The organism is Streptomyces sp. NPDC005070 (genome assembly GCF_053600395.1).
Genome location: NZ_JBSFZS010000075.1, coordinates 24,356 through 39,722, shown reverse-complemented (window position 1 = coordinate 39,722; position 15,367 = coordinate 24,356). Strand labels below are relative to the sequence as shown.

Genomic DNA, 15,367 nt, shown 5'->3' with positions numbered 1-15,367 from the left:
ACCCCCGGTCCACGAGTCGCCAACCCCGCCCCCGGCCCGCGGGGGGCGGCCCGGGGCGCGGGGGCCCCCCGCCGGGGGCGGGGGGGGCGGGGGCGGCGCGGCCGTGGCCGGGGGGGCGGCGCACGCCGGGCCGCTCGGGATTGCCGGGCCGCTCGGGCACTCCGGACCGCGCGGGCGGACCGCGCCGGTCCGTCTAGACGTCCGCCGTCGCGCGCGTGGTCGTCGCGATCGTCGCCGAGCCCACCACGCGGGTGCCGTCGTACAGGACGACCGCCTGGCCGGGGGCGACGCCGCGGACCGGCTCGGTGAAGGTGACCCGCAGTTCGCCGTCGACCAGGCCGGCGTTCACCTCGGTCTCGCCCCCGTGGGCGCGGAGCTGGGCGGTGTAGGTGCCGGGACCGACCGGGGCGGCGCCGCACCAGCGGGGCTTGATCGCGGTCAGGGCGGACACGTCCAGCGAGGCGGCCGGGCCGACCGTGACCGTGTTGTTCACCGGCGAGATGTCCAGGACGTAGCGCGGCTTGCCGTCGGCGGCCGGGGTACCGATGCGCAGGCCCTTGCGCTGCCCGATCGTGAAGCCGAACGCACCCTCGTGGGAGCCGATGACCGCTCCGGCCTCGTCGACGATGTCACCCTCCGCCTTGCCCAGGCGGTTCGCCAGGAAGCCCTGGGTGTCGCCGTCGGCGATGAAGCAGATGTCGTGCGAGTCCGGCTTCTTGGCGACCGCCAGGCCCCGGCGCTCGGCCTCGGCCCGGATCTCGTCCTTGGTGGTGACGGTGTCGCCGAGCGGGAACAGCGCGTGGGCGAGCTGGCGGTCGTCCAGGACGCCGAGGACGTACGACTGGTCCTTGGCCATGTCCGAGGCGCGGTGCAGTTCGCGGGTGCCGTCCTCGCGGACGATCACCTGGGCGTAGTGACCGGTGCAGACCGCGTCGAAGCCGAGCGCGAGCGCCTTGTCCAGCAGCGCGGCGAACTTGATCTTCTCGTTGCAGCGCAGGCACGGGTTCGGGGTGCGGCCGGCCTCGTACTCGGCGATGAAGTCCTCGACCACGTCCTCGCGGAAGCGCTCGGCGAGGTCCCAGACGTAGAAGGGGATGCCGATGACGTCGGCGGCCCGGCGGGCGTCGCGCGAGTCCTCGATGGTGCAGCAGCCGCGCGCGCCGGTCCTGAACGATTGCGGGTTCGCCGAGAGGGCGAGGTGCACGCCCGTCACGTCGTGCCCTGCCTCGGCGGCACGGGCGGCGGCTACGGCGGAGTCCACGCCGCCCGACATGGCGGCGAGGACGCGGAGGGGGCGCTGCGAGGTGTCAGTCATAACCCCTCCAGGGTACGGGGCCGCGGGAACCGGAACCCGCGAGTATCCGTTGGAGATCGCATGGGGGCGAAAAAGGGGAGTCCGGGAGCGCCGCGAAGCCGTGGAGCCGCGGCGGGAGCCGGGGACGGCGACAAGCCGGTCGGCCGCCGGGTGCTGCTGATCGGCGGTCTGGCGGCCGCCGTGAGCGCGGCCGGTCTCGCCCGGGAGGAGCTGTCGCACCTGTGGTGGCGGCTGCCGGGCGTGGAGAAGTCACGCGTGGCGGGGGCGGTGGACTTCCGGGGCGCGCGGTGGGTGGCGGCCTCCGCGGCGAACTGGCGGCGGGCCGACCGTCCCGACGACTACGGGATAGACCGCGTGGTCATCCATGTCACCCAGGGCAGCTTCGCGAGCGCGGTGCAAGTCTTCCAGGACCCCAAGCACGGGGCTGCCGCGCACTACATCGTGCGCAAGGACGGCCGTGTCACACAGATGATCCGCGAGCTGGACGTGGCGTTCCACGCGGGCAACCGCTCGTACAACGAACGCAGTGTCGGCATCGAGCACGAGGGGTTCGTCGACCGCCCCTCGTCGTTCACGGACGCGATGTACGAGGCGTCGGCGCGGCTGACGGCCGGGATCTGCGGGCGGTACGGCATCCCCGTGGACCGCGAGCACATCATCGGGCACGTCGAGGTCCCGGGCACGGACCACACCGATCCCGGACGGCACTGGGACTGGGACCGGTACATACGGCTCGTACGCCGGGCCCGCACGGCGGCCGCCTGACGGGGACCGCCCGGTCCCCCGGCCTCACCGGGTGAGGTCAGGTGAGGCCCGCCCTGCGCGCCCGTTCCACCGCCGGGCCGATGGCCCGCGCCACCGCGGCGACGTCCGCCCGCGTGGAGGTGTGGCCGAGGGAGAAGCGCAGGGTGCCCCGGGCGAGGTCGGGGTCGGTGCCGGTGGCGAGGAGGACGTGACTCGGCTGGGCCACCCCCGCCGTGCAGGCCGATCCCGTGGAGCACTCGATGCCCTGCGCGTCGAGCAGCAGGAGGAGCGAGTCGCCCTCGCAGCCGGGGAACGTGAAGTGCGCGTTGGCGGGCAGCCGGCCCCCGGGTGCCGGGTCTCCGCCGAGGATGGCGTCGGGCACGGCCTTGACGACCGCGTCGGCCAGGTCGTCGCGCAGGGCGCCGATCTCGCGGGCGAACCACTCCTGGCGCTCGGCGGCGAGCCGTCCGGCGACCGCGAAGGACACGACGGCGGGCACGTCGAGCGTGCCGGAGCGGACGTGGCGCTCCTGACCGCCGCCGTGGAGCACAGGCACCGGACTGTACTCACGGCCGAGGAGCAGCGCGCCGATCCCGTAGGGGCCGCCGATCTTGTGGCCGGACACCGTCATCGCGGCGAGGCCGGAGGCCGCGAAGTCGACGGGGACCTGGCCGAAGGCCTGGACCGCGTCGGCGTGCAGCGGGACGTCGAACTCGGCGGCGACGCCGGCCAGTTCACGGACCGGCATGATGGTGCCGATCTCGTTGTTGGCCCACATGACCGTGGCGAGCGCGACGTCCTCGGGGTTGCGGGCGATGGCCTCGCGCAGCGCTTCGGGGTGGACGCGGCCGTACGCGTCGACGGGCAGGTACTCGACCGTGGCGCCCTCGTGCTCGCCGAGCCAGTGGACCGCGTCGAGAACGGCGTGGTGCTCGACGGGGCTCGCCAGCACGCGGGTGCGGGCCGGATCCGCGTCTCTGCGGGACCAGTACAGGCCCTTCACCGCGAGGTTGTCGGCCTCGGTGCCGCCGGAGGTGAGGACCACCTCGCTGGGGCGGGCGCCGAGGGAGTCCGCCAGGGTCTCGCGGGCCTCCTCGACCGCGCGCCGCGCGGTGCGGCCGGCGGCGTGGAGGGAGGAGGCGTTACCCGTGACGCTCAGTCGGGCGGTCAGTGCCTCTACTGCCTCGGGAAGCATGGGGGTGGTCGCGGCGTGGTCGAGGTAAGCCATGGTGGGCTCGATTCTACGGGCCCGCTTCCCCTCTCCTCGGCCCCCCGGCCCTTTGGCCGTCCAGGTGACCTCAGAAGCTCCAGGACACCGTGTTGTCGACCTGCATGAAGGCGACCAGGACGACCAGGTCGGCGATCCCCAGACCGAGTCCGAGGAAGGCGCGGCCCCGGCGGGCCGTGCCGCGCCAGAGGGCGACGGAGGCGAGGACGATGGCGATGGGGCCCAGGAAGAGGTTCAGCACGAGCAGGCCGAGCAGGCCGAGGACGAAGGAGGCCACGGCCATGCCGTCGGTGTCCTTGACGCCGGTCCGGCGCGTGGCGCGGACGGTCCCGTCGGCACCGGGGGTGCGCACGGCTTCGGCGGTGCGGTCGGCGCCGGTGGTGCGGTCGGCGCCGGTGGTGCGGGGCGCGGCGGTGGTGGGGGCCGTGCGGGTGGAGCGGGTGGTGCCGGTGGTGCGCGCGGTGAGTTCCATGATGTGAGTCAGCTCCCAACGGTCAGTCGGTGAAAGGGTTGGACCAACGGCCGGTCGGCAAAGGCGCGGGGCCAACGGTCAGTTGGCGGAGGAGTGGCGCCGGCGGGCCCCGCGCTCGCGCAGCGCGAAGACGATCAGCCAGACGCCGATGACGGCCGCGGCGGCGAGGGTGAGGCTCAGCGGCGCGTGCGCCACGGAGCCCATCACAACGCCGAGCAGCAGGAGTGCGGCGACGAGGAACAGCATGGGATGCCTCTCGAAGAAGTCTCGAAGTCCGGTCCCGGAACGTCCGGCACCTCAACGGTGAGGGCCCGATGTTTCCGGGACTTGACGGCTCAGTGAACGGTTGTAGTAACACTTGTTCACTGACTCTTGAGTCTAACGTGCCCCACGGCTTTTCAATTCCAGAGAACAGTTGTTAACTGCATGGCATGAGTCACACTCTCGGCATCCGTCAGGCGCAGAAGCAGAAGACCCGACAGGCACTGCTGGACGCCGCGTTGGGGCTTCTGGAGGATCAGAGCCTGAGCAGCCTGGGGTTGCGCGAGGTCACCCGTGCCGTCGGAGTGGCCCCGACCGCCTTCTACCGGCATTTCCGCTCGACGGCGGATCTGGGGGCGGCGCTGGTCGAGGAGGCGCTGGGAAGCCTGCACCCGATGATCGAGGACACGCTGACCACGGCCGGGGACAGCGACGAACGCATCGCCCGCGCCGTGGAACTGATCGCCCACCACGTCGCGGCGCATCCGGCGCACGTCCGTTTCATCGCGCGCGAGCGGCACGGCGGCGTCGCTCCGGTACGGGAGGCGATCCGCGAGCAACTGGCCCGGTTCGCCGAGGAGGTCAGGGACGCGCTGGCCGAGCACCCCGAGTCGGCGGGATGGAGCGACGGCGATCTGCTGATGCTGGCCGGCCTGTATGTCGACCACATGCTGATGGCGGCCTCGGCGTTCCTGGAGGCGCTGGACGGCTCCGAGGCGGAACGCGAACGGGTGGCCGGGGTGGCGAGCCGCCAGATGCGGCTGATCAGCATCGGCCGCCGCCACTGGCTCGGCTGACCGCCGCGGCGACCGGCCGGCGGCCGCAGCCCCGGGCACGGGGCCACGGCAACCGGTCGGCGGCCGCGACCCCGCCCCCTCCCGGCACGGGTCTGCGCCGCAAGAAGCTCGGAGCGGAGCACGGCCACGGTTCAGCCCGTCGGCCCCGGCCGGGATTCGGCAGGGCCGATTCGAGTCTCGGGGAGCGGCCCCGGCCGGGGTTCGGCAAGACCGGCACGAGGCCCGGGGAGCGGCCCCACCCGGGACTCGGCAAGACCGGTACGGGGCCGGGGAGCGGCCCCACCCGGGACTCGGCAAGACCGGTACGGGGTGCGGGGAGTCGGCTCCGTGGGGTCGGCCTGCCCGGGCCCCCGGGCTCAGCCCTGGCCCTGGCCCGTCTGGCTGCCCCCAGGGCCGCCGCAGCCGCCGCCCTGACCGCCGCCCGCGCCACCGCCGGGGGCGCCGCTCGGCATGCCCGAGGGGAACCCGGACGGCGCCTTCCCGGTGGGCATGCCCGAGGGGGTGCCGGACCGCGAGGGCATGCCCGTGGGAGCGCCGCTGGGGCGGCCCCCGGGCCCGCCGCTCGGCATCCCGGACGGGCGGGTGCAGTTCTGCTCGCCGGACGTGGTGCCGTCCGAGGACGACGAGTCACCGGAGCCACAGGCCGCCAGGAGGGGCGAGAGCGCGAGGACGGCGACGAGGGGAACGAGTCGTGCACGACGGTTCATTGGGGCAACTCCCAGTCAAGTCACGTGGATCGGCCGACGAGAGCCGGACGAGCGGGAGACAGCGGACCAGATCCACGTAGGGCCGCGCTGTGCCGAAGCTGTGTCTTGCTGTGCGGCACAGCCCCGGCGCGACCTCGGCACGGCCCTGGCACGGTCCCGGCGCGGCCCCGGCGCCGGGTGCTCAATCCCCCTCGTACACCGCCCCGATGGCCGCGGCCGTCGCGGCCAGCTCCCGGCGCGCCTCGGCCGGAGCGAGGACCTCCACCGCGTCCCCGAAGGCCAGCAGCGTGCGGGACTCGCGCACCGAGCCGAGGACGAGGCGCGCGGTGACCCACTCGCCGGTGCCGTCGTCCTCGGGCAACTCGGCGAGGGAGGCCGCGTGGAGGCGTACGAACATGTCGAGGCGGGAGCGCCGTACCCGAACCGTGACATCGACACCACCCGGCCGCTCCTCGACCTGACGGCGCAGCACCTCCCAGGCGTCGGCGAGTTCGACGCCTGGACGGCGCCGCACCGGGTCCGGCAGCAGGGTGGCCGAGCGGACGCGGTCGGCGCGGAACAGCCGCGGCGCGCCGCGCCGGTCGGCGACCAGGTACCAGACACCGGCCTTCGAGACGAGGCCGTACGGGTCGACGGTGTAGGTGCGCGGTTCGGCCTCGCCGCCGTGGCGGTAGCGCAGCCGGAGCCGGCGGTCGGAGAAGACGGCGTCCTGCAACACGTCCAGATCGACGGTCCGCAGGGGACCGCCCTTCCAGCGCGTGGCGTCGACGAGGACCCGCCGGCCGGCGACCTCGGCGGCGGGCCTGAAGGGTGCGGGCAGCGCGGCCATCACCTTGCGCAGCGCCGAGGCGAGCGCCGCGTCCAGGCCGAGGGCGGCGTGCGCGCCCTGCGCGGCCAGGATGAACAGCGACCGGGACTCGTCCGCGGTCAGTCCCGTGACGTCCGTACGGAATCCGGCGAGCAGCTCGATGCCGCCGTGCCGCCCGCGTTCGGCGTAGACGGGGACGCCGGAGGCGGACAGGGCCTCGACGTCCCGGTACACGGTGCGCACCGACACCTCCAGCCGGTCGGCGAGTTCGCGGGCCGGGACGCGGCCGCGTGTCTGGAGCAGCAGCAGGATCGAGAGCAGGCGGTCGGACTTCACGCGCCCAGGATCGCGCCCGCGCCGGGCCCGCACAAATGTTGACGGAAACTGTCAGGTTATGCGTCGAGAGTGAGGGCACACCGAGACACGGAAGAGGTAGTCATGAACGCGATGGACCCCCGCCCTCTGTACGCCCGCGCCGCCGCTCAGATCGCGTCGCTGATCGCGGCCGTCCGGCCGGAGCAGTTGGACGGTGTCACTCCGTGCGCCGAGTTCGACGTACGTCTGCTGCTGTCGCACCTGGTCGGCGGCACCCGGCGGATCGCCGTGATCGGGGCGGGCGGCGACGGGCTCGCGGTGCGGCCGTTCGCCGACGGCGTGCCGGACGACGGCTGGAGCGCCGCGTACGACGAGGCCAAGGAGCAGGTCCGCGTGGCGTGGGCGGACGACACGCGGCTGGACGCGGCGGTGCGGGTGCCCTGGGGCGAGGCGACCGGACGGATCGCCCTCGCCGGGTACGTGATGGAGGCGGTGACCCACACCTGGGACCTCGCGGAGGCGCTGGGACGGCCCCTCGAACTCGATCCGGAACTGGCCGAGTTCGCGCTCACGATCGCCGCCCGCGTGCTGCCCGACGAGGGGCGCGAGTATCCCGGTCTGCCGTTCGGCGCCGTGGTGCCGGTTCCCGAGGGCGCCGACGCCTACGGGCGGCTGGCGGCCTGGACGGGCCGCCGCCCGCTGGTGACCGCCTGACGGACGGCGCGGGACACCGTCCCGGGGGCACCCCCGGCAGGAGGGGTGCCCCCGGGACGGCGAGCGCGCCGCGGACGGCCCCCGCCGCGCTCACGGCTTCGGGCCGGTGCGCGGACGATCGGGGCCGGTCAGCCGAGGCGGGCGCGGGCGAGCTGGCGGGACTGGGCGACCAGACGGTCCTCGCTGTCCCAGACCTCCGCGTCCTCCTCCAGGAAGCCCCCGGCGAGGTTGCGGGTGGTGATCGACACGCGCAGCGGGCCGGGTGCCGGGCGGCACCGGACGTGCACGGTCAGCTCGACGGTCGGCACCCAGCCGGAGAGGCCGATCTCGAAGGCCGTCGGCGGCAGCGCGTCGACGGCGAGGAGCAGCGAGAGCGGGTCCGCGTCCCGGCCGTCGGCGAGTCCGAACCACGACCGCATCTCGCCCTTCCCGGACGGAGCGCCGAGCGCCCAGCCGAGGGTCGCGGGGTCGAGCTTGAGGAACAGCCGGTCGGTGATCGCCGAGCTGCCGGGGATGGGGGCGGGGGCGTCCTGCGGGCCGAAGCACTGGTCCATGGGCGGGATCGCCGGCGGCAGCGCGGTCGTGCGGACGTCGTCGGGCAGGGAGCCGAGGTCGCCGTACGAGGCGAGCACGCGGATGCGCTCGATCTCGCGGCCCTCGTCGTCGTACTGGAAGAGGGAGGCCTGGCCGGTCGACAGCGTCCGGCCGGTGCGTACGACCTCCGTGCGGACGACCGCGGGGCCCGGCTGGGACGCGGTCAGATAGTGCGCGGAGACCGTGAAGGGGTCGGAGTGCGGGAGGGCGTCGGCGAGCGCGCGGCCGAGGACGGCCAGCAGATAGCCGCCGTTGACGGCACTGATGATCGTCCACCCGGCGGAGAGATCGACGTCGTAGACCCCGTTCCCGCGCGGGGTGACGGCGGTGTCCCGGTCGAACTCGCTGTCGCCGATCGTGGCCCGTACGGCCTGTACCGAAGCTGCTTCTGGCATACATGAACGGTACAACAGGAAATTACTAAGCGGTAGCTTTCACTCGTTCGGGCGCACGGACACGGCCGCAGTCCGGCCATCCAGGTGAGGATTCGGCAATTTCTTGTCAAGTGTCCGCAATCTTCCGTGACCAATCGGTCCGAGTTCTCCTCTGATGGGACATGAGCCTCACCGGGACATCGTTCCTCCTGACCTCCTTCGTACTGTGCGCCGTCGCCCTCCTCCTGCCCCTGGTCCTGTGGTCCCGGGTGCCCGGACCGGCGCCGGTGCGCGCCGTGGCCCGGCTCCTGATGCTGCTCTTCGCCCAGGGGACGGCGATCAGCCTGGTGTTCGTCCTCGTGAACAACGCCAACAACCTGTACGACGACTGGGCCGACCTCCTCGGCACCGGAAACCATGTCCAGCAGGCCGCCGATCTCGGCGCGGACGGCACCGGTGGGATCTCGCTGAAGGACCTGCCCCGGATGCGGCAGACCTTCCGTCCGGCCCAGGGACCGCGCATGCGGCAGGCCGGCGGGGTGCGCGTCACGGACCTGAGGGGACGGGTGTCGGGGGTGAACGCCGAGGTCTACGTCTGGCTGCCGCCGCAGTACGACGAACCCGCCTACCGGCACCGGACGTTCCCCGTCGTGGAGCTGCTGCCCGGATACCCGGGCTCCGCCAAGGCCTGGTTCGGATCCCTGCGGGTGCACGAGCAGTTGCGGCCGATGATGCTCGACGGCCGGGTCGCGCCGTTCATCCTGGTCGCGCCGCGCACCAACCTGCTGGCCAGGGCGGACACCGGCTGCGCGAACATCCCGGGGACGGTGAACGCGGAGAGCTGGCTCAGCGTCGACGTGCCGCGGATGGTCATGGACAACTTCCGCGCCGAGCCCGCCCCGCGCGGCTGGGCCGCGGCCGGATACTCGGCCGGGGCGCACTGCGCCACCAAGCTGGCCGTCGCCCACCCCGACCGCTACCGGGCCGCGGTGAGCATGTCCGGCTACAACGACCCGAAGGGCGAGCGCAGTTCACTCGCCGGGCGCAGCCTAGAACTGCGCCGGCGCAACAACCCCTACCTGCTGCTGCGATCCGAGCGCGTCCACCCCCGGATCGCCCTCTACTTCTCCGGCGAGTCCGGTGACGGCTACCAGGCGGGCACGGCGATCCAGTCGATCGCGGAGCCGCCGACGAGCGTGGACGTGGTGCTGCTGCCGCGCAGCGCGGGCGGCCACGACATGGGGCTGTGGCGGCCGCAGCTCCCGGAGGTGTTCCGCTGGCTGACCGAGCAGTTCGACGGGGGCAGGGGAGGCACCGCGGACGCGGGAGGCGCCGCGGACGCCGGGGGCACCCGGGACGCCGGAGGCACGGCGAACGCGGCGGGCGTCAGGAAGTCTCTTCCTCCCGCACCGTCGAGCGGCGGTTCCACGCGCGCGGAGCTCGCCAGTGGTACCGCATCGCGAACAGGCGCAGCACGAAGGCCGTGACGATGGCGAGACCGCTGGTGAACGGGGTGAGCGCGTCGTAGCGGATGCAGAGCACCACCATCGTGGCGCCGACCATCGCCGGGACCGCGTAGAGGTCACGGTCCCAGCGCAGCAGGGAGGGGGTCTCGTTGGCGAGGACGTCACGCAGCACACCGCCGCCCACGGCGGTCGCGAGGCCGAGGGCGGCGGAGGCGGTCAGGCCGAGCCCGTAGTCGTACGCCTTGACGGTGCCGGTGACACAGAACAGTCCGAGCCCGGCCGCGTCGAAGACGTTCACACCGACCTGGATGCGCTCGACCTGCGGGTGCAGGAAGAACACGAGCAGGGCGGCGACGAGCGGTGTGGTGAAGTACCCCAGGTCGGTGAAGGCGGCCGGGGGTACGGCACCGATGATGATGTCGCGCAGCAGCCCTCCGCCCAGCGCGGTGATCTCCGCGAGGACGGCGATGCCGAAGACGTCGAAGTTCTTGCGGACGGCCAGCAGGGCGCCGGAGATCGCGAAGACGAAGATGCCGATCAGATCGAGCGTGTGCTGGACGGAGGGGCTGAACAGTTGCTGGAACACCCCCACATTCTCACCTGTCGCGGGGTGTGCGCCTTACGAAGGAAGGTTTAGAGGGTCGGCTTGCCTGTGGTGAACAGCCAGGTCTGGAAGAGATCGTCGAGCTGTTGCCCGGAGACCTTCTCGGCGAGGGCGATGAAGTCGGCGGTGTCGGCGTTGCCGTACCGGTGCAGCTTCGTCCAGGCGGGCAGCAGCTTGAAGAAGGCGGTGTCGCCGATGCGCTCGCGCAGCGTCTGGAGCGTCATCGCGCCCCGCTGGTAGACCGCCGAGGCGAACATCGTGTCGCGCTGCGGATCGCCGACCGTGGTCTGCCAGAAGGCGGAGTCCGCGGGCCGCTGGTTGTAGCCGGCGAGGAACGAGTCGTGCGCCGAGCGGGTGCCCTTGTGCTCGGCCCACAGCCACTGCGCGTAGGTGGCGAAGCCCTCGTTGAGCCAGATGTCCTTCCAGTGCGCCACCGACACCGAGTCGCCGAACCACTGGTGGGCGAGCTCGTGCACGATCGTCGTCTCCGACCGCACCGCCGAGTACGCGGGCTTCGACTGGACCTCCAGCGAGAAGCCCGCCTCGGGCATGTCGTCGACGATGGCGCCGGTCTCCTCGAACGGGTACGGCCCGAACACCTGCGACCAGTAGTCGGTCGCCTCGGCGGTGACGGCGTACACGTCGACGCTGTTGCTGTTGGCCAGCACCGGGTCGATCGCGACGTAGATCGGCGTACCGCCCGGGGTGGTGCCGGTCTTCACGTCGAACGTCCCGATGGTCGCCGTCGCGAGGTAGGTGGCCATGGGCCGGCTCTCGCGCCAGTGGGTGACCGTGGAGGCGCCCTTGTCGCGGGTCGATATCAGGCGTCCGTTGGAGACCGCCGTCAGGCCCTTGGGGGCCGTGATGCGGATGTCGTAGGTCGCCTTGTCGGAGGGGTGGTCGCTGGAGGGGAACCAGGTGGAGGCCGCGTTGGGCTCGCAGGCGACGAACACGCCGTCCGCGGTCTTCATCCACCCGTAGTCGGAGCCGAACACGATCGGGCCGTTGAGCGGCTCGGGGACCCCGCCGTAGGTGACGGTCACCGTGAAGTTCTTGCCTCTGGCCAGCGGGCCGCGCGGGGTGACGCGGATCTCGTCGCCCTCCCGCGTGAAGTGGGCTCTTCTGCCGTTCACCTCGACCTTCGTGACGTCCAGCTTCTGGAGGTCCAGGTCGAAGGCGGACAGGTTCCGGGTGGCGCGGGCGGTGAGGGTCGTGACGCCGTCGAGGCGGTCGGTGCCGGGGTCGTACGCCACGTCGAGGGCGTAGTGGCGGGCGTCGAAGCCGCCGTTGCCGAGCTGGGGGAAGTACGTGTCACCGATGCCGTCCGCGCCGGGGGTGGGGGCGGAGGAGGCGGCGACGAGGAGGAAGGAGGCCGCCGCTGTGGCGAGCGCGCCTAAACGTGCCGAACGGGAGAGTGCCATTTCGCGTCCCTTTCGTACGTGTGCCGATCGTTTCCGATCAGACGGTCACGCAGGACTCTGCACTCTCCCGCTCGGGCATGTTCATGACTTTGCCAAGTCGTCACGGCCTACTTGCCGGTTGACTCCTGACGATCGGCTTCCGCAACCGCGGAGTCCTTCGTGGAGCCGGCCTCGTCACCGGTGGCGGTGTCCGACGCCTTGCCGGCCTCGTCACCTTCGGCGGCGAGCTCGGCCGGAGCCGTACCCGACACCTCGGCGGACTCCACACCGGACACCAGCTCGACCGCTTCGCGGGCGGCCGAGAGCAGGACGATGTCCTGCGGAGCCTGGTCCGGGGCGTTCTCCGGGTGGTGGCAGGCGACGCGCTGACCGGGCTTCAGCTCGATGAGCGGCGGCTCGGTCGTCGTGCAGACCTGCGTGGCCTTCCAGCACCGGGTGTGGAACCGGCAGCCGCTGGGCGGCGCGATCGGCGAGGGAACGTCACCCTTGAGCAGGATCCGCTCGCTCTTGGCGCCCCGGCGCTTGGGGTCCGGCACCGGCACGGCCGACATCAGGGCCTTGGTGTACGGGTGCATCGGCGCCTGGTACAGCGAGGCGCGGTCGGAGAGCTCGACGATCTTGCCGAGGTACATCACCGCGATGCGGTCCGAGACATGGCGCACGACGGAGAGGTCGTGAGCGATGATCACGTACGTCAGACCGAGCTCGGACTGCAGGTCGTCCATCAGGTTCACGACCTGCGCCTGGATCGACACGTCGAGGGCCGAGACCGGCTCGTCCGCCACGACCAGCTTCGGCTTCAGGGCGAGCGCGCGGGCGATGCCGATGCGCTGGCGCTGACCGCCGGAGAACTCGTGCGGGTAGCGGTTGTAGTGCTCGGGGCTCAGACCCACCAGCTCCAGGAGCCGCTGGACCTCCTTCTTCACACCGCCCTCGGGCTCCACGTTCTGGAGCCGGAAGGGCGCCGAGACGATCGAGCCGATGGTGTGACGGGGGTTCAGCGACCCGTACGGGTCCTGGAAGATCATCTGGATGTCACGGCGCAGCGGACGCATCTTCGAGGCGCCGAGACGGGTGATGTCCCGGCCCTCGAACTCGATGGTGCCGCCGGTCGGGTCCTGGAGACGGGTGATGACCCGGCCCATGGTCGACTTGCCGCAGCCGGACTCGCCGACGACGCCGAGCGTCTCGCCCTTGCGGACCTCGAAGTCGATGCCGTCGACGGCCTTGACCGCACCGACCTGACGCTGGAGAACGCCCTTCCGGATGGGGAAGTGCTTCTGCAGCCCCTGGACCCGGAGGAGGACCTCGCTGCTCTCGGAGGACTTCGCGCGGTGCGCGGGAGCGGCGGCCTGCTGCGGAATCACCGCGCCGGCGCCATCCGTCTTGTTGTTCTCACTCACAGCTTCGGCGCAATCTCTTCGGTCCAGATCCGCGTGCGGTCCTCCTGCGAGAGGTGGCAGGCGGTGTAGTGGCCGCTGCCAACGAGCTGCAGTTCGGGGCGCACGGTGCGGGTGACATTGCCCTTGGGCAGGTCCGCGTACGGGCAGCGCGGGTGGAACGCGCAGCCCGAGGGGACGTTGATGAGGCTCGGCGGCTGGCCCTTGACGGGGATGAGCCGCTCGGACGTCTCACGGTCGATACGGGGCATCGAGCCGAGCAGACCCCAGGTGTAGGGGTGCTGCGGCTGCTCGAAGACCCGCTCTGCGGTGCCGCGCTCGACGCACCGGCCGCCGTACATCACGAGGACGTCGTCGGCGATCTCGGCCACCACACCCAGGTCGTGGGTGATGAGGACGACCGCGGAGCCGAACTCCTTCTGCAGGTCGCGGATGAGGTCGAGGATCTGCGCCTGGACGGTGACGTCGAGGGCGGTCGTCGGCTCGTCCGCGATGAGCAGCTCGGGGTTGTTGACGAGCGCCATCGCGATCATCGCGCGCTGGCGCATACCGCCCGAGAACTCGTGCGGGTAGCTGTCGACGCGCTTGCCCGGCTCGGGGATGCCCACACGGTCGAGCATCTCGATCGCCCGTGTGCGGGCGACCTTCTTGCTGACCTTGTGGTGGGTGCGGTACGCCTCCACGATCTGGTTGCCGATCGTGTAGTACGGGTGCATCGCGGACAGCGGGTCCTGGAAGATCATCGCCATCTCGCGGCCGCGGAGCTTGCGCACCTCGTCCGGGTGGGCGTTGACCAGTTCCTTGCCGTCGAGCCAGATCTCGCCCGACATCCGGACGTTCTTGCCGCGCGCGCCGAGACGGTGCAGGCCCATGATCGCCAGCGAGGTGACGGACTTGCCGGAACCCGACTCGCCCACGACGCAGAGGGTCTTGCCCTTCTCCACCGAGAAGCTGAGCCCGTCGACGGACTTGACCAGACCGTCGTCGGTCGGGAAGTGGACCTTGAGGTCGCGCACTTCGAGGAACGCCTTGGGAGCGTCCGAGGGCGAGGAGACGGGCTCGCCGACAGCGGCGCCGGTCTTGGAAAGTTCGGTCACGAGAGCCTCACCCGCGGGTCGGCGGCGGCGTACAGCAGGTCCACCAGAAGATTTGCCACGACGACGAAGAGCGCGGCGAGAAGAGTCACACCGAGGATCTTCGGCAGGTCGTTGTCGGTGATGCCCTGCACCGCGTACTGGCCGATGCCGTGCAGGGAGAACACGGATTCGGTGATCACGGCACCGCCGAGCAACAGACCGAGGTCCATGCCGAAGACGGTGATGATCGGGGTGAGAGCGGCGCGCAGTCCGTGCCGGACCACGACCTTGCGCTCGCGCAGGCCCTTGGCGCGGGCCGTGCGGATGAAGTCCTCGTTCATCGTCTCCAGCATGCCCGAGCGGGTGAGCCGCGCGTAGATGGCGGAGTACAGGAGCGCCAGAGAACACCACGCGGGGAAGAGGGTGTTGGCCCATTCCGCGGGGTTCTCGGTGAGCGGGACATAGGTGCGGCCGAAGATCGGCCAGTTGACGGTGAAGAGCAGCAGCGCCAGGTTGCCCGTGAAGAACATGGGCAGCGAGACACCGGCGAGCGCGATGCCCATGAAGGCGCGGTCGAAGATCGAACGCGGCTTGAGGGCGGAGATCACACCCGCGGCCACACCGGACAGCAGCCACAGCACCGCGGCACCCGCGGCGAGCGACAGGGTCACCGGAAGACGCGAGGTGAGGTCCGGCCAGACGGCCTGGTGGGTCTTGAAGGAGTACCCGAAGCACGGCGCGTCACAGTGCGCCGTGGTGGGACCCAGGTCGTAGGTAGCGCCGCTGACGATCCCCTTGATGAAGTGCCAGTACTGGACGTAGACGGGCTGGTCCAGACCGAGGTTGTGCTTGACCGCGATGATGTCGGCCTTCGTCGGGCTCTTCCCGATGTACTGCTGCGCGAGCTGGTCGGGCGTCTGGCCGGCCAGTCTGGGCAGCAGGAAGAAGATGGCGAAGGTGACCGCGGAGACGACCAGGAGCAGGATCGCTGCCGCTGCCGTCCGACGGAGGATGTACGAAATCACGGGGATCGGCGCTGGTGCCCGCGGGCTGAGCCCGCGGGCACCAATG

Annotated in this window: 16 protein-coding genes; 4 read left to right on the top strand and 12 right to left on the bottom strand. The window is 71.7% G+C overall.

Features of this window, described 5'->3' with window-relative positions; genetic code table 11:
* Positions 1 to 193: 193 nt before the first annotated feature.
* Positions 194 to 1,315: a tRNA 2-thiouridine(34) synthase MnmA gene (gene mnmA / locus ACWEBX_RS24290; protein ID WP_451886926.1), complete on the bottom strand. Its 1,122-nt coding sequence runs from the start codon at positions 1,313 to 1,315 to the stop codon at positions 194 to 196.
* 60 nt (positions 1,316 to 1,375) lie between these two features.
* Here mnmA and ACWEBX_RS24285 point away from each other — a divergent pair, with 60 nt between their 5' ends.
* Positions 1,376 to 2,080, top strand: coding sequence for an N-acetylmuramoyl-L-alanine amidase (locus tag ACWEBX_RS24285; protein WP_451886925.1), 705 nt, complete (start codon positions 1,376 to 1,378; stop codon positions 2,078 to 2,080).
* Positions 2,081 to 2,117: 37 nt separating this feature from the next.
* Here the strand turns inward: ACWEBX_RS24285 and ACWEBX_RS24280 are convergent, their stop codons facing one another.
* The 3 genes from ACWEBX_RS24280 to ACWEBX_RS24270 all read right to left on the bottom strand — a co-directional run bounded on the left by ACWEBX_RS24280 (position 2,118) and on the right by ACWEBX_RS24270 (position 4,005).
* A complete protein-coding gene (locus ACWEBX_RS24280; RefSeq protein ID WP_451886924.1) occupies positions 2,118 to 3,287 on the bottom strand; it encodes a cysteine desulfurase family protein in 1,170 nt (389 codons plus the stop codon).
* A 70-nt stretch (positions 3,288 to 3,357) separates the two neighbouring features.
* Complete coding sequence (locus ACWEBX_RS24275) at positions 3,358 to 3,570, bottom strand: DUF4190 domain-containing protein (protein WP_326790785.1); 213 nt, start codon at positions 3,568 to 3,570, stop codon at positions 3,358 to 3,360.
* 267 nt (positions 3,571 to 3,837) lie between these two features.
* On the bottom strand, positions 3,838 to 4,005 hold the full coding sequence (locus ACWEBX_RS24270) for a hypothetical protein (RefSeq protein WP_451886923.1): 168 nt from the start codon (positions 4,003 to 4,005) through the stop codon (positions 3,838 to 3,840).
* A 185-nt stretch (positions 4,006 to 4,190) separates the two neighbouring features.
* Between ACWEBX_RS24270 and ACWEBX_RS24265 the strand changes: the two genes are divergently transcribed.
* The gene (locus ACWEBX_RS24265) at positions 4,191 to 4,817 is read left to right on the top strand and encodes a TetR family transcriptional regulator (protein ID WP_451886922.1); all 627 of its coding nucleotides are present in this window, start codon (positions 4,191 to 4,193) and stop codon (positions 4,815 to 4,817) included.
* Positions 4,818 to 5,173: 356 nt separating this feature from the next.
* Here ACWEBX_RS24265 and ACWEBX_RS24260 read toward each other — a convergent pair whose 3' ends face one another.
* Together ACWEBX_RS24260 and ACWEBX_RS24255 are read right to left on the bottom strand one after the other, a co-directional pair.
* Complete coding sequence (locus ACWEBX_RS24260) at positions 5,174 to 5,524, bottom strand: hypothetical protein (protein ID WP_451886921.1); 351 nt, start codon at positions 5,522 to 5,524, stop codon at positions 5,174 to 5,176.
* Between the two features lie 181 nt (positions 5,525 to 5,705).
* The gene (locus ACWEBX_RS24255) at positions 5,706 to 6,668 is read right to left on the bottom strand and encodes a helix-turn-helix transcriptional regulator (protein ID WP_451886920.1); all 963 of its coding nucleotides are present in this window, start codon (positions 6,666 to 6,668) and stop codon (positions 5,706 to 5,708) included.
* 102 nt (positions 6,669 to 6,770) lie between these two features.
* Here ACWEBX_RS24255 and ACWEBX_RS24250 point away from each other — a divergent pair, with 102 nt between their 5' ends.
* Complete coding sequence (locus ACWEBX_RS24250; protein ID WP_451886919.1) at positions 6,771 to 7,361, top strand: TIGR03086 family metal-binding protein; 591 nt, start codon at positions 6,771 to 6,773, stop codon at positions 7,359 to 7,361.
* Between the two features lie 128 nt (positions 7,362 to 7,489).
* Here the strand turns inward: ACWEBX_RS24250 and ACWEBX_RS24245 are convergent, their stop codons facing one another.
* Positions 7,490 to 8,350 carry a thioesterase family protein gene (locus ACWEBX_RS24245; RefSeq protein ID WP_451886918.1) on the bottom strand — a complete coding sequence of 287 codons (861 nt, stop codon included), beginning with the start codon at positions 8,348 to 8,350 and terminating at the stop codon, positions 7,490 to 7,492.
* Positions 8,351 to 8,511: 161 nt separating this feature from the next.
* Between ACWEBX_RS24245 and ACWEBX_RS24240 the strand changes: the two genes are divergently transcribed.
* Positions 8,512 to 9,816 carry an alpha/beta hydrolase gene (locus ACWEBX_RS24240; RefSeq protein WP_451886917.1) on the top strand — a complete coding sequence of 435 codons (1,305 nt, stop codon included), beginning with the start codon at positions 8,512 to 8,514 and terminating at the stop codon, positions 9,814 to 9,816.
* Here ACWEBX_RS24240 and ACWEBX_RS24235 read toward each other — a convergent pair.
* From ACWEBX_RS24235 to ACWEBX_RS24215, 5 genes are all read right to left on the bottom strand, one after another.
* Positions 9,716 to 10,381, bottom strand: coding sequence for a trimeric intracellular cation channel family protein (locus ACWEBX_RS24235; protein ID WP_451886916.1), 666 nt, complete (start codon positions 10,379 to 10,381; stop codon positions 9,716 to 9,718). The two genes, ACWEBX_RS24240 and ACWEBX_RS24235, sit on opposite strands and share 101 nt — an antisense overlap.
* A gap of 47 nt (positions 10,382 to 10,428) precedes the next feature.
* Positions 10,429 to 11,820 carry a M1 family metallopeptidase gene (locus ACWEBX_RS24230; protein WP_451886915.1) on the bottom strand — a complete coding sequence of 464 codons (1,392 nt, stop codon included), beginning with the start codon at positions 11,818 to 11,820 and terminating at the stop codon, positions 10,429 to 10,431.
* A 107-nt stretch (positions 11,821 to 11,927) separates the two neighbouring features.
* A complete protein-coding gene (locus tag ACWEBX_RS24225) occupies positions 11,928 to 13,223 on the bottom strand; it encodes an ABC transporter ATP-binding protein (protein ID WP_451886914.1) in 1,296 nt (431 codons plus the stop codon).
* Positions 13,220 to 14,317 carry an ABC transporter ATP-binding protein gene (locus ACWEBX_RS24220; RefSeq protein ID WP_451886913.1) on the bottom strand — a complete coding sequence of 366 codons (1,098 nt, stop codon included), beginning with the start codon at positions 14,315 to 14,317 and terminating at the stop codon, positions 13,220 to 13,222. The genes ACWEBX_RS24225 and ACWEBX_RS24220 overlap by 4 nt, the downstream gene beginning before the upstream one ends.
* The gene (locus ACWEBX_RS24215; RefSeq protein WP_451886912.1) at positions 14,314 to 15,321 is read right to left on the bottom strand and encodes an ABC transporter permease; all 1,008 of its coding nucleotides are present in this window, start codon (positions 15,319 to 15,321) and stop codon (positions 14,314 to 14,316) included. Before ACWEBX_RS24215 ends, ACWEBX_RS24220 begins: the two co-directional genes overlap by 4 nt.
* Positions 15,322 to 15,367: the final 46 nt, after the last annotated feature.